The sequence below is a fragment of the Plantibacter cousiniae (nom. nud.) genome (genome assembly GCF_977070315.1).
This window is the reverse complement of record NZ_CDRVEU010000002.1, coordinates 71,450-86,868: the sequence shown is the minus strand read 5'-3', so window position 1 is coordinate 86,868 and position 15,419 is coordinate 71,450. Positions and strand designations below refer to the sequence as shown.

Genomic DNA, 15,419 nt, shown 5'->3' with positions numbered 1-15,419 from the left:
GTTGGTGTAAAGCGGTGTTTTGGGTGCTATGGGGTGATGCGGCTCAGCCCGTTGGGGCCTGGCGTCCAGAGGCAGGTCGTCGCGCTGCGCAGCTCTCCCTGATCGAAGCTGACCGCGCCCAGCGGTGTGTTGAAGGTGCTGTGCCGAAACGCTTCCGGCAGTTGACGGGCGCGAAGACCGCCGCGGGCCACCTCGGCCAGCACGTAAAGCATCAGCAGGCTTTCGCGAAAGTAAGTCTGCGGTTCGGCAGCGAACAGCGACCGGTGCATTGCTTGGGCCTGACAGCGATGTTCGGCGCTGCCGGGGGCTCCGAAGCCGATCACGAAGGTGTTGCTGTCGTGCGCTGCGGCGCGCCCCAGATACGGCGAGGCAGCGTCGTCGGTCAGCACCAGCGGTCGAGTACTGCCCGCTTGCCGCCGCGCTTGCCAGTGCTCGCGACTGGGTTTGAGGCGTCCGGCAAACACCTCGACATCGGCCTGGTCGAGCTCGTCGACACGTTGCAAACCGGCACTGGCCAGTGCCGCGCTGATGGCGACGCACAAGGCCCGACCGTGAGCACTGTCGTCGGCCTGAACATGCACGCGCGGCCACTGACGAGTCGCCAGCCAGCTGACCAGCTCCGCCGCCAGTTGCCGGTCCGAGGGGCAGAAACGAAAGACGTTGTCATGCTCCAGAGTCAGGCAATCGATCGTCGCCGCGGGGGTCAGCAGGGCAATGCCGGCGTGTCGATACAGCGGCGCGGCAGCGACGGCGGCATCCGAAGAGAAATGACCGATGACCAGATCGGCCTTCCAGTCGATCATTTGCCGGGCCACATCGGCACCGCGAACGGCATCGGCAGCGTCGTCGAGAAAGTGCCACTGCACCCGCTCAAGCCCCGGGATGCCATTGCGCGCCACCGCCAGCGCCCTCAAGAAGGTCCGTGCATGCGGCGTGTCGTCGGGGTCGAACAGAGCGCTGACCCCGACTCGCAAGCCCGGCAGGCGCGATTCGATCGAAGACGTCATGACTGCACGCTCGCCAGCGCGAGGCCTTGGACTGAAAAGCCCGGCATCGACCTGCCTGGCGACAATGCCGACCAGCCAGAGCAAGCGCGGTCAGCTCCGGCCAGATGCCTGCGCAGTTGCTCGACCGCAATGTGCGCCACGCCGGGCGCAAACTTGAAGCCCAGCCCGGACATGCCTGCGGCCAGATACACCGGGCTGCGCTCGGCGCAGAACCCCAGCATCGGCCGACCGTCGGCGCTGTAGCTGTCGAAACCGGGCAACACATCGAGCACGTGCGGCGTGCCGACCGAGGCGCACAACTGGGCGACGCGCTTGCAGGCGTCCTCGGCATGCCGTGCGTCAGGCTGCGCAAGGTGCTCGGGCCACAGGCCGCTGTCACGCGCGCCACAGCCGGTCTGCACGATATGCCGAGTCAGCGGTATGCCGTAGCTCTGGTTCACCGCATCAATCACCGGCATTGACCAGTCGCCTTCGGTCAGCACCCGGGCCAGGGGAATCGAGCGTGCTTCCAGCCCCGAGTGCGGCACCAGATGCTGGCTCCAGGCACCGGCAGCGACCACCACGGCCCGGCAACGCAGCTTGGCGCTGCCCAGGTCTATGTGCACAAGGTCGGGCGCACGGCAGTCGATGGACTTGATCTCGCGATGCTCCAGCAGCAAGCCCTGCTGGCGTACTGACTGACACAGCGCGGCGACGGCCTGGCGCACATTGCCGACGCAGGCGCGCGGCTCGAACAGGTTGACGCGTTCCAGCGTCGGACAGTGCGGGTAGCGCTGGCCATCGAGCTCGTGACCTGACAGCAGGCGCATCGGGTAGCGTTCGCTGCCGTACTGGTCGATGGCGCGGTGCAGGTTATCCAACTGGTCCGTAGCCGCCCGGTAAATCACCCCGGTGCGCCGCAACGCAGTGGCGTAAGTACTCGCAAAAACTCCGTCGTCCATCAGGCTGATGGAATAGGCCGCCAGCTCCATCAGCAGCGGATCGCTGTCATACAGGCGAACCAGGCCGCCGGAATAACCGCTTGCGCCCAGGCTGCCGGCTGCGCCCTTGTCGATCAGCGCGACCGACACACCGGCGCTGCACAGCTTCGCCGCGATACTGGCGCCGGTGATCCCGGCGCCAATGACCGCTATCTCATAATCGATGAGCATTGTCGTGAATCCGTTCAGATGGAGTATTCAGCGGCCGGGCCGTTCATCAGCGTGGCGTGGACGCGGGCCTCGGGCAGTCCGAACGCGCTGATGATCTGCGCTGACATGTCCGGAATCAGCGCCTTGCCAAGCACCGCGATGAATGCCGCCAGATGGCTGACCGGACGACCTTCGGCCAAACGCGCGCGAGTGATGGCGATTACGTCCAGCAGCACCTGGGCCATGCGTTTCATCGAAAACTGCGCAGGCTCCGAGGCTTTGCTCCATTGCAAGCGCAGCGCTTCCAGGAGTCCGGCGTCTGCCCCGCAGAGGCCGCTCCACCAGTGGTCGTCGCGGTTGCTTCCAGCGTCCAGCAAGGCCGGGAAAAACTCGCTGAACACCTCTGTCCGCCATGCGAGGAACTGCGCCAGGCGGAAATCACCTTCGCTTTCTTCCGGCGCGATACTCGCCAGATACAGGCGCGCACTGTCGGCGCAGGCTTCACGGGCCAGGTCACCGACCCAGATCGCGTGATTGCGGCTGGTCGACAGGTTCAGGCCGTCCAGCTTGAGAAACTGATTGGGCATGAAGCGCTGGCGGACCTTGATGTCGCGCAGCGCCGACAGTTGTGCCGGGTAGGCGATGGCGTGGCTGAACACACAGTCAAAGCCGAGAAAGTGCACCAGCGTACCCTGCCCCGACTGCCAGTACTGACGAAACAGCTCCGGACGCCCGACGCGGTCGGCGTACTCCCGAAATGCCGCCATATAGCCTGCCAGGCCCATGAACCAGGTGTGCACCCGGCACGAGCCGTCGGCCTGCAGGTCGAGCCCGCCGTCGCCCGGACGCGTGACGCCCCAGTCATGCAAGTGCTCCAGGCTGTCGCGCAACCAGCTGTCGAGCGGCTTGCGCCATGACTGGCCCAGCAGGCGGTCACGCAACTGCGGCTTGAACCCGGCCAGTTTCAGAAACGCGCGATGGACGGTTTTCCATTGCGAGGGCTGACCGCAGAGCTTGCAGCGCAAGTCCGTCATCAGCTCGGCGTCAGGGGCCTGAGCACAGTTCTCGCACTGACTGGCGTCGGACTCGGCACCGCAGTAATTGCAGTTGCCCCGGGCAAAGGCCTCGTAGCCCCAGACGTCGCAATCAGGGCAATACGGCTCGCTGGAATCCCGACATTCGATTGCGCCGACATCACGCAACGCACTGAACACCTCACCCACCGCTTCGGCGAACCACGCATTGTCGTGCGGGCGCATCCAGTTGTCGGGCTGTATGTTGATGGCCGCCAGAGAAGCTTCGATACGGTCGGAATTGCGCCTGGCCAGCTCGACCGGGTCGACGCCCTGCTCCAGTCCTTTGCGCAGCATGTAGGACTGGTAGTCGTCGGAGTAGGACACCAGCACACACTCGTGGCCGCGCTGGCGCTGCACGCGGGTAAACACATCAGCGGCCAGAAACGGCCCGGCGATATGGCCTATGTGCAAATCGCCGTTGGGGGTCGGTGGCGTGATGGTGACGATGAACTTACTCATCGAGGCACCCCGTGGTCTCGCTGTGCTGCGCAACGAACGCGTTGACGTAGTTCATGTCCCACCAGACCACATAAAAGTGGAAGTCCTCGGCGGAATCGTTGATGACGTAATGGTTGGTGTGTTTCGGAATGGCGGCGATATCGCCGACGCTGAAATCCATCTCCCTGTCACCGACAACCAGACGCGCACTGCCCTTGATGGCGATGAAGATTTCCTGATCGATCTGTGTGTGTGCTTCGCTGCGGGTGCCCGGACGGACCACGCACCAGCCGCCAGCAAACGGCATCGGATAGCCTTCCCACGGCAGCAGGCGGCTGCCATCCAGACCGTACTCATGTACCAACGAGTCGAATCGGGTTTTACGGTGTATATCGAACTTTTCCATGCTCAGTCCCGTACGTTTCAAGTGCGGCAAAGCATGAAATTGTTGCCAATTGTTGGCTATCCGATTGCCGGATACCTCAGGGTCGAACTATCCACTTTTTGGATGGCGATCCGCAGGCAGGCCCACCGTCCTATTTTTTTTGACAATGACGGCTATCGATAACGCTGATAACTGAATCGGGAGCGGCGGTGTTAACGTTGCCGGCGATGAACGAACATTTCTCCCGGCACCGCGAATCCGCGTCGCGATGCCGGTGAATCTCTGCTCTGCTTCATCACTCCTTTGGTTAGATCTTTTAAGCCACCCCGTTTACGCGAGGTGGCTTTTTTTTGCTCAAAGGTCGAACCCGTCCACAACGTTGCGCCGCTCGTTGTCACTGCGCATGTCGTAACTGGCGGTGGTCGAGATATGCGTGTGGTGCGCGAGTTTCTGGGCAATCGACAGATCGAACTCTTCGATCACCCGGGTGATGAACGAGCGTCGAAAATCGTGGGGCATGATGTTCACGCCCACTTGCCGCCCGCGCTGCTTGGCGATGAAGTAAATGGCATGTTTGGTGATTCTGTCGCGGGTGATATGGCTGCCACGGCGGATCCGGTTGAACAGGAACGGGTCATCGCCCTGCCCCGGCGGGAGGCACGACCGGCGCAACGCCAGCCAGTCGTTCAGCGCCTTGAAGGCCCATTCGGGGGCGTACTTGATCAGTTGCTTGTTGCCTTTGCCCAGCACCCGCAGGCTGCGCTCGGCGAAATCGATCTGGGAAAGGTCGAGGTTGACCGACTCGGACTTGCGCATCCCCGAGCCATACAGAATGGCAATGATCGCGGCATCGCGACGCCCTTGCGGCCTGGGGTCGGCAGCACAGGCTTCCATCAGCTCGCGAATCAGCGTGCGACGGATGTTGCGGCCCTTGACCAATCGCGTGCCGCTGACCGGTTTGATCGAGCGGATTTTCAACAACTGATCGTGGCTGATCAGGTCGTGCCGCCAGGCTTCGTTCATCACCCCGCGAATAGCGTTCACATACAGCGAGGTGGTATTGGGCGCATAGTTATCCTGACGCAGCGTTGCGACCAGCGCGGTAACGTGGCCAGGTTGCAGGGTGTGCCAGGGAATATCATGAATATCGACGTCAGCCATGCCCAGCCGGTCTGCCGCATCCTGCAGAACGTAGGTCATGGTCAGGCGGCTAGAAGGTGCCAGGCGGTCGAGGTAGAGGCGCAGCGGCTTGTTGACGTCGGGCAGCGAAGGCTGGCTGACAATACGTGCGTCCTGGTCGGTGTGAGGGTCGTGCGGCATAGGGAGCGACGCCTTTTCTGGTGCAAGCGCGTGCCAACAGCCACGGCGCTTTTCATTCGTATTCAGGCGACCGACTTTAGCACGAGGGCTCTGGTGCGACACCTGCGCTGCAGCGCACCGCCTTCCCGGTCAGGCAACGCCCGGTAACATCGTGGTGTTTGAACAACGTGTCGCCTGAGATAGCCTTGGCCGTCCTTTCCGCCACCGAAGGTCGGCGCGTACCTTGATTCCGTCCTCTACCAGCAAAACAAGTGGTCGTCGTGAAGCGGCGGCCAGATTCTGGTTGCTGACTTACCAGCTCAGTCAGCGCAGCGAAGCCGAACGCCTGACGAACATTCAGGCGGGCTTTGCGCCGCGCTGGATCCGTGCAGTCCGGGACGCGCTGGCCCTTGGTCCCCGGCAAATGGAAGCGCTGTTCAACGCATCGATTTCAACCCTCGAACGGCGCCAGCGCCAACAGCAGTCACTGGACCTGGTGGCCTCCGAACGCCTGGACCGTGTGGCGATGATTGCCAGCCACGCTCTGCAGGTGTTTGCAACGCCCGAGCGTGCCGGCCAATGGCTGGTTACGCGCAACACGTCACTCGGCGGTCGCACGCCGTTGCAATTATGCGAAACCGGGCTCGGCACGACGCAAGTGCATCGCGCACTGGTCGCACTCGAGTGTGCCAGTGCCGACGCGCCGTGATTCACTCAGCGTGCAGTATCCACCACGATCCGCCCACGAACCTGCCCTGCAATCAATTGCGGCGCGAGGTCGATCACCTCGTTCAGGCCGACTTCACGGCTGATCAGCGGCAGCAACGACATGTCCAGGTCGCTCGCGAGCCTCGACCAGGCTTCCAGCCGGTCCGCGCGCGGGCGGGTCACGCTGTCGATACCCGCCAGCGTGACACCGCGCAGAATGAACGGCGCAACCGAACCCGGAAACTCCATGCCCTGCGCCAGGCCACAGGCCGCCACCACACCGCGATAACGGATACCGGCGCACACGTTGGCCAATGTATGGCTGCCGACAGAGTCGACTGCCGCCGCCCATTGCTCCTTGGCCAGCGGTCGCCCAGGCTGCGAGAGGGTTTGCCGGTCAATGATCTGTGCCGCGCCGAGTTGCTGCAGGTACTCGCTTTCCGAAGCCCGCCCGGTGGAGGCAATGACCCGATAGCCGAGCCTGGCGAGGATGGCGATGGCAAAGCTGCCGACCCCACCATTGGCGCCGGTGACCAGCACATCGCCATGGTCTGGCGTCAAACCGTGCTTTTCCAGTGCCAGGACACTGAGCATCGCGGTGTAGCCCGCCGTGCCGATGGCCATCGCCTGCGCCGGCGTGAAGGCCTGCGGCAGAGGAGTGAGCCATTCGCTCTTGAGCCGGGCCTTCTGCGCCAGGCCGCCCCAATGCCCTTCACCGACACCCCAGCCATTGAGCAGAACCTTGTCCCCGACCTTGAACTCAGGGGTATCACTGGCTTCAACCGTACCGGCCAGGTCAATACCCGGCACCATCGGAAAGCTGCGCACGATCGGGCTCTGACCCGTGATCGCCAGCGCGTCCTTGTAATTGAGCGTGCTGTGCGACACGTCGATCGTCACGTCGCCCGTGGGCAGCCGCGCTTCGTCGATGTCGGTCAGATTGACGTGGTAGCCCGCCTCATCCTTGTCGATCAAGATGCCCTTGAACATATGCGCCTCCAATTTAGACTGATCGTCTTTAAATAGCCCTGAAGAGAAATCATTGCGGCAAACCACGAAGGTAGCCGGCAATGAACGTGTTCAATGGTGTAGCGCTTTTGACCAGCCGGGCGCGCAGCACTGCGCCTTCCCAGCCGATCCAGAAAAACGCGGCCAGCTCATCGCAATCAGCGTCTGCAGCCAATTCGCCGATTGATTGCGCATACCTCAGACAGCCCGCCAGCTTTGACTGCCAGTCCAGCAGCGTCTGTTCCAGTACCTCTCGGAATCCGTCCGGCAAGAGACTGATTTCCTGGCCCAGATTGCCGACCATGCAACCGCGTCGGTAGTCGTGTCGCGCCATACCGCCCTTGGCGCTCTGCACAAAACCGACCAGTCGTTCCAGTGGCGAAAGCGCCTCATCCAGCAGCCAGCGGTCCAGCCGCTGTGCGAAATAGCGCGCGTACTCATCCAGCACCGCCCGGCCGAAGGCTTCCTTACTGGGGAAATAGTGATAGAAGGAGCCTTTGGGAATGCCGACTTCCTTGAGGATGTAATCCAGCCCCGTGGCCGAAAAGCTCTGTTCGGTGAGCACTTCCAGACCGCGGCGCAACAGCGCCTCGCGGGTCTCAAGGTTATCGCGATCAACCTTCGGCGGCCGCCCGGGACGCCGGGGCCTGGCGAGTGAGGGAGTGGGTAGCGGGATAGTTGGCTGAGTCATGTCTGAATAGTAGACCGATCGTTTTTTATGTCAACCGAATGGCCCTGCCGGCTTGTCGACGCTCGCCGTTGCGTTTGCCATTCACACCATTCTCGCGCTCAATGAGCGTTTGCCGAATGCCTGCCGGAGAATCCCATGAGCCAATGGCCAGATAGCCGCATCATTGACCTGTTCGCCATCGAACTGCCCCTGTTGCAAGCCCCCATGGCGGGCGCCAGCGGATCGCAGATGGCCATTGCTGTGGCTCAGGCTGGCGGCTTGGGGGCATTGCCCTGCGCCATGCTCACCCCTGAGAAAATCGATCAGGAAGTGGCGACGTTCAGGCAACAGACCCGCAACGCCACGCTGAACCTGAATTTCTTCTGCCATCAGTCTCCGGCCGACGATGCCGAGCGTGCTGAACGCTGGAAGCAGTCGCTCAAGCCGTATTACGAGGAACTGGGTGCCGATTTCGATGCGCCAACACCTGTCTCCAACCGCGCGCCTTTCGACAGTGACAGTTGCACGCTGATCGAACGATTGAGGCCGGAAGTGGTGAGTTTCCATTTCGGCCTTCCGCAGCCATCGTTACTGGATCGGGTCCGGGCCACCGGTGCGAAGATCATCTCGTCAGCCACCACAGTCGAGGAAGCGGTCTGGCTGGAGCGACACGGCTGCGATGCGGTCATTGCCATGGGCTATGAAGCAGGCGGCCATAGGGGGCTGTTTCTCAGCGATCAACTGCACACACAGGTCGGCACCTTTGCGCTGGTGCCGCAAATCGCTGACGCGACAAGCATCCCGGTCATCGCGGCAGGTGGCATTGCAGACGGTCGCGGGATCGCAGCAGCATTTGTCCTGGGCGCTTCGGCGGTACAGGTCGGAACCGCGTATCTATTCTGCCCGGAAGCCAGCGTCAGCGCCCTGCACCGACAGGCGCTATACGATGCCTCGGGCAGCCAGACCGCTCTGACCAACCTCTTCACCGGGCGCCCGGCGCGAGGCATCGTCAACCGGATCATGCGCGAGGCAGGCCCCATCAGCCCGCTCGCCCCGGCATTTCCGTTGGCGGGTGGTGCCTTGATGCCGCTGCGCGCGCAGGCGGAAAAACTGGGCAGCAGTGACTTTGTGAACCTCTGGGCAGGCCAGGCAGTCGGTATCAAACATCAGCTGGGGGCCACCGAACTGACGCGGCAACTGGCTGAAAACGCGCTGAAAATTCTGTCTCCGCAATAAAACAGTGCTTTCAGAACAACAGGCTGACGCTATATATTTATCTATATAGCGAAACGCCCTTATCTCGATGGCGTGCGTTTTCATCATCAAGGAGCTGTTTCATGCGAACGACCACGCTGCGCGCCATTCTCAAGTTCTCCGTGCTGGCCTTTGCCGCCTCTGCTGCAGCCCATGCGTCTGCCGACGAAGTGCAGGTCGCCGTGGCGGCCAATTTCACCGCGCCGATCCAGGCGATAGCCACTGACTTCGAGAAGGACACCGGCCACAAGCTGGTCGCTGCGTTTGGCGCTACCGGTCAGATCTATACGCAGATCAAAAATGGCGCGCCGTTCGAGGTGTTCCTCTCGGCTGACGACACGACACCCGCAAAACTCGAGCAGGAAGGCGACACCGTCAAGGGGTCGCGTTTCACCTACGCGGTCGGAACGCTGGCGCTGTGGTCAGCCAAGGATGGTTATGTCGACAGCAAGGGCCAGGTGCTCAAGGCCAATCAGTATCAACACTTGTCCATCGCCAACCCCAAAACCGCTCCCTACGGCCTGGCAGCAACCCAGGTGCTGAGCAAACTGGGACTGACCGAAGCCACCAAAGCCAAGATCGTCGAAGGTCAGAGCATTACCCAGGCCTACCAGTTCGTGTCCACCGGCAATGCCGAGCTGGGTTTCGTGGCCCTGTCGCAGGTCTACAAGGATGGCAAGTTGACCAGCGGCTCGGCCTGGATCGTACCGGATGACCTGCATGACCCGATCAAGCAGGACGCGGTCATCCTTAACAAAGGCAAGGACAGCGCCGCTGCCAAGGCGCTGGTCGAGTACCTCAAGGGCCCGAAAGCCGCCGCGATCATCAAGTCCTTCGGATACCAGCTGTAAATGCCGCTGGGGAGTGCCGACATCGCGGCGATCTGGCTGACGCTGAAACTGGCGTCGCTGACCACCGTTATCCTGCTGATTATCGGCACGCCCATCGCGCTGTGGCTGGCGCGCACTGATTCATGGCTGAAGGGGCCGATTGGCGCAGTGGTCGCCCTGCCCCTGGTGCTGCCGCCAACCGTTATCGGTTTTTACCTGTTGCTGCTGCTCGGGCCTAACGGTGCGGTGGGTCAGCTTACCCAAAGCTTGGGGATGGGCACGCTGACTTTCAGCTTTGCCGGGCTGGTGATTGGCTCGGTTCTGTACTCGATGCCTTTCGTCGTGCAGCCGCTGCAGAACGCGTTTGCAGCGATCGGCACCCGCCCTCTGGAGGTCGCATCCACCTTGCGGGCCGGCCCTTGGGACACTTTTTTCCACGTGATTCTGCCACTGGCAAAGCCGGGGTTTATCACCGCGGCGATCCTCGGGTTCGCGCACACGGTCGGCGAGTTCGGTGTGGTGCTGATGATCGGCGGCAACATTCCCGAGAAAACCCGTGTGGTGTCAGTGCAAATCTTCGATCACGTCGAATCCATGGAGTACCTGCAAGCGCACTGGCTGGCCGGCGCGATGCTGGTCTTTTCCTTTCTGGTGCTGCTGGCGTTGTATTCCAGCGGCAAATCCAAAACGGCATGGAGCTGAGTCATGGCGTCGCCGATAGAAGTCCGCCTGCAAATGGCCTACCCGGATTTCACCGTCCGTACCGACCTGAGACTGCCGGGTTCGGGCATTACCGCGCTGTTCGGGCCTTCCGGCTCGGGCAAGACGACTTGCCTGCGCTGCATCGCCGGTCTGGAAAAAGCCGATCAGGGCTTCATCCGCGTTCACGATGAAGTCTGGCAGGACACTGAAAAAGGTATTTTCCTGGCTCCGCACAAGCGGGCGATCGGCTACGTGTTTCAGGAAGCCAGCCTGTTCCCGCATCTGTCGGTACGGGACAATCTGGAGTTCGGGATGAAACGTATCCCGCGCCAGCAGCGCCGCATTCAACTGCCGCAAGCCAGCGAATTGCTCGGCATTGATCATCTGCTAGAACGCAGCCCGGACAAGCTGTCCGGTGGCGAGCGCCAGCGCGTAGGCATCGCACGCGCGCTGCTGACCAGCCCGCGGCTGATGCTGCTCGATGAGCCGCTGGCGGCGCTGGACACCCGGCGCAAAAGTGAAATTCTGCCGTACCTGGAGCGCCTGCACCGGGAGCTGGACATCCCCATGCTGTACGTCAGCCACGCTCAGGATGAAGTCGCACGCCTGGCGGACCACCTGGTACTGCTCGACGCAGGCAACGTGCTGGCCAGCGGTCCGATCCACGAAACCCTGGCGCGGCTGGACCTGCCTCTGGCGATGGGCAGTGATGCGGGGGTGGTCATCGAAGGCACGGTCAGCGCCTATGATCACCATTACCAGTTGCTCACCGTGACGCTGCCCTACAGCAAACTGAGCATGCGCGTCGCCCACGTGCAGATGCAGGTCGGCACCCTGCTGCGCATCAAGGTGCAGGCCCGGGACGTCAGCCTCAACCTGCAACCCGATTACCAGAGCAGCATCCTCAACCGCTTGCCGGTCACGGTGATCGAGGAAGCGCTGGCCGACAATTCGGCGCACGTCCTGGTCAAACTGGACGCGGGCGGCACGCCGCTACTCGCGCGCATCACTCGCTATTCCAGCGACCAACTGAACCTGCACAGAGGCCAGTCACTCTGGGCGCAGATCAAGGCGGTCGCGGTGCTGGCCTGACCTTTCGAAAAAAACCGCCACGCAGCAAATAAACGGCACCACCGTAAAAGGCCGAGGTCAGTGTTTTTAACTGCCTTTGGAACTTAGCCATGCCTGACTCGACTGCCATCAGCCAGCCCGCCAGTGAACTGCATTACGTAGACGACACTCAACCGGGCCTTACACGCAAGGTACTGCGCGGCAAATTCGCGTACTTCGACACTAACGGTCAGCGCATCAAGGACGAGTCGGAGATCAAGCGCATCAACGCTCTGGCAGTGCCGCCCGCCTACACCGAGGTGTGGATCTGTGCCGACCCGTTGGGTCATCTGCAAGCCACTGGCCGCGACGCCCGCGGGCGCAAACAGTATCGCTACCACCCGCGCTGGCGCGAAATACGTGATCAGGACAAATACTCGCGGCTGATCGAGTTCGGCCATGCGCTGCCCAAAGTGCGCAAGCAGATCGAAGCACAGCTCGCCCAGCCGGGCATGGGCCGGGAAAAAGTCATGGCGACGGTCATTTCATTGCTGGACGCCACTCTGATCCGCATCGGCAACAGCCAGTACGCCAAGGAAAACCGTTCGTACGGCCTGACCACCCTGCGCAATAAACACGTCGAGGTCAAAGGCGGTCAGATCCTCTTCGAATTCCGCGGCAAGAGCGGCGTCGAGCACAAGGTCAGCGTCAAGGATCGGCGTCTGGCCAATGTGATCAAGCGCTGCATGGAGCTGCCCGGACAAAACCTCTTCCAGTACCTGGACGAAGACGGCGTGCGCCACGCAGTGACCTCATCCGATATCAATGCCTACCTGCAAAGCCTCACCGGCTCGGACTTCACGGCCAAGGACTACCGAACCTGGGCGGCCAGCGCGCTGGCGCTGGCAACGCTGCAAAAACTGCACTGGGAGCCAGAAGCCGACGCCAAACGGCACATCGTCGACATGGTCAAGGCAGTCTCGAAACAACTGGGCAATACCCCCGCCATCTGCCGAAAATGCTACATCCACCCTGCGGTTCTGGAGGGCTTCCTGCTCGGCAACCTGGCCAAACTCCCCCGCTCCCGACAACGCAAAGGCCTGCGCCTGGAAGAAGTCGCCCTGGCAAGCTACCTGCGAATACTGGCTGACAAGGTCGAGGCCGTGGTTAACGATGCGGTGGTGAAAGACAGCAAAGCCTGAGCCGCCCGACCACGGCATCAGCCTTTGCTGCAATAAAATTTCGTAGCCTCATGATTTGCCAAGCATTTCTGACAGACAAAAAAGCAGCGTCTTGCACCCTTCGAGACGCTTTCAAGCTTGCTTCATGGGGGCCGGGTGTATATATTCCCTGCTCTTGGCGCTACCGCCCCGATGGCGAAATTGGTAGACGCAAGGGACTTAAAATCCCTCGTCCTTTGGACGTGCCGGTTCGACCCCGGCTCGGGGCACCACATATATGAAGGGCTTACTGGGCATTTTTGCTGGGTAGGCCCTTTTTGTTTTGGTGCGGAAAAATAGTCGTGGTCCGCAATTCTCGTTTCAGTGCTGCTGCGGCCTTCAGCCACAGACACCAAATCTGAAGCACTCAACCAATGTACGCCCTCCCAGCAATTGGGGATCATTCTGCGCACATCTAACACGCCGAAGACTGGCGCAATCGACCTTGATCTCGACCAGCCGCCAACGATGTAGAAAGAACAAACGCGCAATAGCCGTGATGACCGTAGCGCAGAGCATTGTTTGTCCAGCTGAACACGCTCAGAGTTTTTTCACCCCCGACGTAATTGCCCTGAACACTGTCACACCTTCGAGCTTGAATGAGTGATCATATGCCGGTATTAACAGCGGATCAGAAAGCATATGGGGTTAGCTCATGGAGCAGGGGACGAGCGTTTTTGAATTAGCGGGATTCGCGCTGATTGCGTTGGTAGTCCTCATCTTGAGAGTGCGCGGAGGTAGCCAGTGGGAAACCGGAATCAATGCAGACTTCCAGGCGGCGTTGAAGAACTTGCACATCGTCAGCTATGAATTGCTCGTAGATCGAACCGTAGCCCCTAGCTCGAACGCATATGCAGAGGTTTACCGGATACTGCGCGATCAGGACGACCGATACTTTCTGTACATACTGCTTGACGATGCCAAGGGGGTGATGAAGCCACTTACGAAGGAGCGAGCTCTTTTAGCGGTAAAGATGAGTCCCTACCAAAAACAAACTTGACCTCTTAAACACTCGGCTTCTCAAAAAGCATGCTCACCAAACCACCAAACCGGTCAGCATGAGCCGTGGCCTCTTTACGAGTCAGGCGTTCCGATTCAGTAGCTCATTCAGCATGCGGACGGTGCCGATATTGGCTCACAGCAGATGAACGGCAGATTCATGTACCCTCACGAATGAAGGCGCGAGGCACACGCTGGGTTTCTGCACTTCCTCTTGGAAACTTTCCAGGTTTGAAAGCGTCATTCCCTGCTCCCCACCCAGATTTAAGGCGCGGTCGCCCAGATCCCAGATCTGCTGTCTACTTTTCCCTGAATACTCTTGTGCAGATTCGATCGACGACAAATGCCATCGCGATCATCCAGCCAAGGAAAAATATTGTCCGTGTGTCGTGATCTAGTCCAGGAATCTCGAACACCAGCCACGCACCTGCGAACATCAGCGGCATAAACAAGGCAAGGGCAAGCAATCGTTCTAAAAGTCGACCCACACTTGAAACTCCACATAAAAAACGTGGGTTGTTTTAAGCCTTTTCATGATGCAAAAAAAGCCCGGCGCTGAGGCCGGGCCTTCTGATCATCAATTTCTTCTCTGCGCAGGCCTTGCAGTATAAGCGGGGGTAATACTTCGCTGGACGCTTGCATCCTACCCTTCACATCCGTCGCCTCACTCTCCGAACGCGGCCACATCTTAAACAGAGCGGATCAAGGAGTCATCAAGGCGCAGAGCTTACACTGCTGACCGAATGAGCTTTACTCACCAAAATCAACATCAAACGCCTGATAAAATGCTTTATCGGTTTCGGCGACGATCCAAGCAAGAAGAATGACATGATGTCCGTGTTTATCGCTGGGTAATGTTGCTTTTGTAATCTCTGCGGGCTGAAGCTCATCCCGGTGTTTATCAAAAGGACTCAACGCCGAGATATCGCTCCACATCAACCCGTCTTGACCGTCCGCTTTGAAGTGGTTATCACTGACGTAGTTCTTTCCCTGGAAGGCCTCCCGGGTAATGGGTTTGCTTTCATCCCAGCCGTCTTTGGTAATAAACCACCGGTAGCCGCGTGTGACATGTACGGCATGGTACGCCCATCTAACTTCAAACTCGTCTCCACCCGCAACGCTCAACCAAGGCCACTTTTCAGCCGTACCATGACCTTTTTGCGTTATTTCCTCAATGATCCCGACATCCGTCAGGTTCAAGCATTTACGCCGATCATCTTGCCCCCCGCTCAGTATGAGTCCGTCTGGTGGAGGGTTGGCAAGCGGCGGCGCTGACGCAGGCGGATCGAGATTAATAGGCTCATCGACGCCAGGGAAGTCGTGCGCAAGACCAAATGTCTCGTCTGGAAAGTTTTTGCCTCCTTCCATAGCGACCACCTCCCACTCCAGCAACAGCCCTTTGGATATGGCATAAGAACCACGGGATTCGGGACTGGTTACCATGCCGTGTCTGGGTTGCGCGCTATCAGATGTACTCATGTCAATATCCTCAATTATTGAATCAGGCATCCTTTGCCTGTTGCACAATTGAAGACCTGCTTTCATGAACGGAATAGCTAGCAGTTCAGCGAGTAGATTTTTCCGTAAAACCCTGAACCAAGGGTGCGGGAAGCTAACCAAGCCAGCCCAATCGCCACTCCATA

The 15,419-nt window shown here is 60.2% G+C and carries 15 protein-coding genes and 1 tRNA gene; 8 read left to right on the top strand and 8 right to left on the bottom strand.

Annotated features, from left to right (window positions below; all coding sequences use genetic code 11):
- Window positions 1–26: 26 nt before the first annotated feature.
- The 5 genes from ACW55A_RS04090 to ACW55A_RS04070 form a co-directional block, all read right to left on the bottom strand.
- Window positions 27–1,007: an ABC transporter substrate-binding protein gene (locus ACW55A_RS04090; protein WP_455808811.1), complete on the bottom strand. Its 981-nt coding sequence runs from the start codon at window positions 1,005–1,007 to the stop codon at window positions 27–29.
- Entirely contained in the window at window positions 1,004–2,158 is a 1,155-nt protein-coding gene (locus tag ACW55A_RS04085) for an NAD(P)/FAD-dependent oxidoreductase (RefSeq protein ID WP_455808812.1), read from the bottom strand. Before ACW55A_RS04085 ends, ACW55A_RS04090 begins: the two co-directional genes overlap by 4 nt.
- Before the next feature lie 14 nt (window positions 2,159–2,172).
- On the bottom strand, window positions 2,173–3,672 hold the full coding sequence (locus ACW55A_RS04080) for a methionine--tRNA ligase (protein WP_455808813.1): 1,500 nt from the start codon (window positions 3,670–3,672) through the stop codon (window positions 2,173–2,175).
- Window positions 3,665–4,057: a cupin domain-containing protein gene (locus ACW55A_RS04075; protein ID WP_455808814.1), complete on the bottom strand. Its 393-nt coding sequence runs from the start codon at window positions 4,055–4,057 to the stop codon at window positions 3,665–3,667. The genes ACW55A_RS04080 and ACW55A_RS04075 overlap by 8 nt, the downstream gene beginning before the upstream one ends.
- 333 nt (window positions 4,058–4,390) lie before the next feature.
- Window positions 4,391–5,356, bottom strand: coding sequence for a site-specific integrase (locus ACW55A_RS04070; protein WP_455808815.1), 966 nt, complete (start codon window positions 5,354–5,356; stop codon window positions 4,391–4,393).
- Between the two features lie 223 nt (window positions 5,357–5,579).
- Between ACW55A_RS04070 and ACW55A_RS04065 the strand changes: the two genes are divergently transcribed.
- Window positions 5,580–6,044 carry an Xre family toxin-antitoxin system antitoxin gene (locus tag ACW55A_RS04065; protein ID WP_498810775.1) on the top strand — a complete coding sequence of 155 codons (465 nt, stop codon included), beginning with the start codon at window positions 5,580–5,582 and terminating at the stop codon, window positions 6,042–6,044.
- 5 nt (window positions 6,045–6,049) lie between these two features.
- Here the strand turns inward: ACW55A_RS04065 and acuI are convergent, their stop codons facing one another.
- Both acuI and acuR read right to left on the bottom strand, forming a co-directional pair.
- Window positions 6,050–7,033, bottom strand: coding sequence for an acrylyl-CoA reductase (NADPH) (acuI, locus tag ACW55A_RS04060; protein WP_455808817.1), 984 nt, complete (start codon window positions 7,031–7,033; stop codon window positions 6,050–6,052).
- A gap of 49 nt (window positions 7,034–7,082) precedes the next feature.
- The gene (acuR, locus tag ACW55A_RS04055; RefSeq protein WP_455808818.1) at window positions 7,083–7,742 is read right to left on the bottom strand and encodes an acrylate utilization transcriptional regulator AcuR; all 660 of its coding nucleotides are present in this window, start codon (window positions 7,740–7,742) and stop codon (window positions 7,083–7,085) included.
- Window positions 7,743–7,877: 135 nt separating this feature from the next.
- On the opposite strand from acuR, the gene ACW55A_RS04050 reads away from it, so the two are divergent.
- The 7 genes from ACW55A_RS04050 (at window position 7,878) to ACW55A_RS04020 (ending at window position 13,777) form a co-directional block, all read left to right on the top strand.
- A complete protein-coding gene (locus ACW55A_RS04050) occupies window positions 7,878–8,957 on the top strand; it encodes an NAD(P)H-dependent flavin oxidoreductase (RefSeq protein ID WP_455808819.1) in 1,080 nt (359 codons plus the stop codon).
- A 101-nt stretch (window positions 8,958–9,058) separates the two neighbouring features.
- Complete coding sequence (gene modA / locus ACW55A_RS04045; RefSeq protein ID WP_003370745.1) at window positions 9,059–9,826, top strand: molybdate ABC transporter substrate-binding protein; 768 nt, start codon at window positions 9,059–9,061, stop codon at window positions 9,824–9,826.
- A complete protein-coding gene (modB, locus tag ACW55A_RS04040; protein ID WP_003435467.1) occupies window positions 9,827–10,507 on the top strand; it encodes a molybdate ABC transporter permease subunit in 681 nt (226 codons plus the stop codon). It begins immediately after the preceding gene.
- 3 nt (window positions 10,508–10,510) lie between these two features.
- Window positions 10,511–11,599: a molybdenum ABC transporter ATP-binding protein gene (modC, locus tag ACW55A_RS04035; protein ID WP_455808820.1), complete on the top strand. Its 1,089-nt coding sequence runs from the start codon at window positions 10,511–10,513 to the stop codon at window positions 11,597–11,599.
- An 89-nt stretch (window positions 11,600–11,688) separates the two neighbouring features.
- Entirely contained in the window at window positions 11,689–12,759 is a 1,071-nt protein-coding gene (locus tag ACW55A_RS04030) for a DNA topoisomerase IB (protein WP_003435474.1), read from the top strand.
- Window positions 12,760–12,924: 165 nt separating this feature from the next.
- Window positions 12,925–13,010 (top strand) — tRNA-Leu (locus tag ACW55A_RS04025).
- A 422-nt stretch (window positions 13,011–13,432) separates the two neighbouring features.
- Complete coding sequence (locus tag ACW55A_RS04020; protein WP_060707866.1) at window positions 13,433–13,777, top strand: hypothetical protein; 345 nt, start codon at window positions 13,433–13,435, stop codon at window positions 13,775–13,777.
- A 749-nt stretch (window positions 13,778–14,526) separates the two neighbouring features.
- On the opposite strand, the gene ACW55A_RS04015 is transcribed toward ACW55A_RS04020, so the two are convergent.
- Window positions 14,527–15,255: a lytic polysaccharide monooxygenase auxiliary activity family 9 protein gene (locus tag ACW55A_RS04015; protein WP_498810777.1), complete on the bottom strand. Its 729-nt coding sequence runs from the start codon at window positions 15,253–15,255 to the stop codon at window positions 14,527–14,529.
- Window positions 15,256–15,419: the final 164 nt, after the last annotated feature.

Bases quoted from the DNA above. Each gene is read 5' to 3' on its own strand.
- ACW55A_RS04090 (WP_455808811.1), bottom strand. From the start codon at position 1,007: ATGACGTCTTCGATCGAATCGCGCCTGCCGGGCTTGCGAGTCGGGGTC.
- ACW55A_RS04085 (WP_455808812.1), bottom strand. From the start codon at position 2,158: ATGCTCATCGATTATGAGATAGCGGTCATTGGCGCCGGGATCACCGGC.
- ACW55A_RS04080 (WP_455808813.1), bottom strand. From the start codon at position 3,672: ATGAGTAAGTTCATCGTCACCATCACGCCACCGACCCCCAACGGCGAT.
- ACW55A_RS04075 (WP_455808814.1), bottom strand. From the start codon at position 4,057: ATGGAAAAGTTCGATATACACCGTAAAACCCGATTCGACTCGTTGGTA.
- ACW55A_RS04070 (WP_455808815.1), bottom strand. From the start codon at position 5,356: ATGCCGCACGACCCTCACACCGACCAGGACGCACGTATTGTCAGCCAG.
- acuI (WP_455808817.1), bottom strand. From the start codon at position 7,033: ATGTTCAAGGGCATCTTGATCGACAAGGATGAGGCGGGCTACCACGTC.
- acuR (WP_455808818.1), bottom strand. From the start codon at position 7,742: ATGACTCAGCCAACTATCCCGCTACCCACTCCCTCACTCGCCAGGCCC.
- ACW55A_RS04050 (WP_455808819.1), top strand. From the start codon at position 7,878: ATGAGCCAATGGCCAGATAGCCGCATCATTGACCTGTTCGCCATCGAA.
- modA (WP_003370745.1), top strand. From the start codon at position 9,059: ATGCGAACGACCACGCTGCGCGCCATTCTCAAGTTCTCCGTGCTGGCC.
- modB (WP_003435467.1), top strand. From the start codon at position 9,827: ATGCCGCTGGGGAGTGCCGACATCGCGGCGATCTGGCTGACGCTGAAA.
- modC (WP_455808820.1), top strand. From the start codon at position 10,511: ATGGCGTCGCCGATAGAAGTCCGCCTGCAAATGGCCTACCCGGATTTC.
- ACW55A_RS04030 (WP_003435474.1), top strand. From the start codon at position 11,689: ATGCCTGACTCGACTGCCATCAGCCAGCCCGCCAGTGAACTGCATTAC.
- ACW55A_RS04020 (WP_060707866.1), top strand. From the start codon at position 13,433: ATGGAGCAGGGGACGAGCGTTTTTGAATTAGCGGGATTCGCGCTGATT.
- ACW55A_RS04015 (WP_498810777.1), bottom strand. From the start codon at position 15,255: ATGAGTACATCTGATAGCGCGCAACCCAGACACGGCATGGTAACCAGT.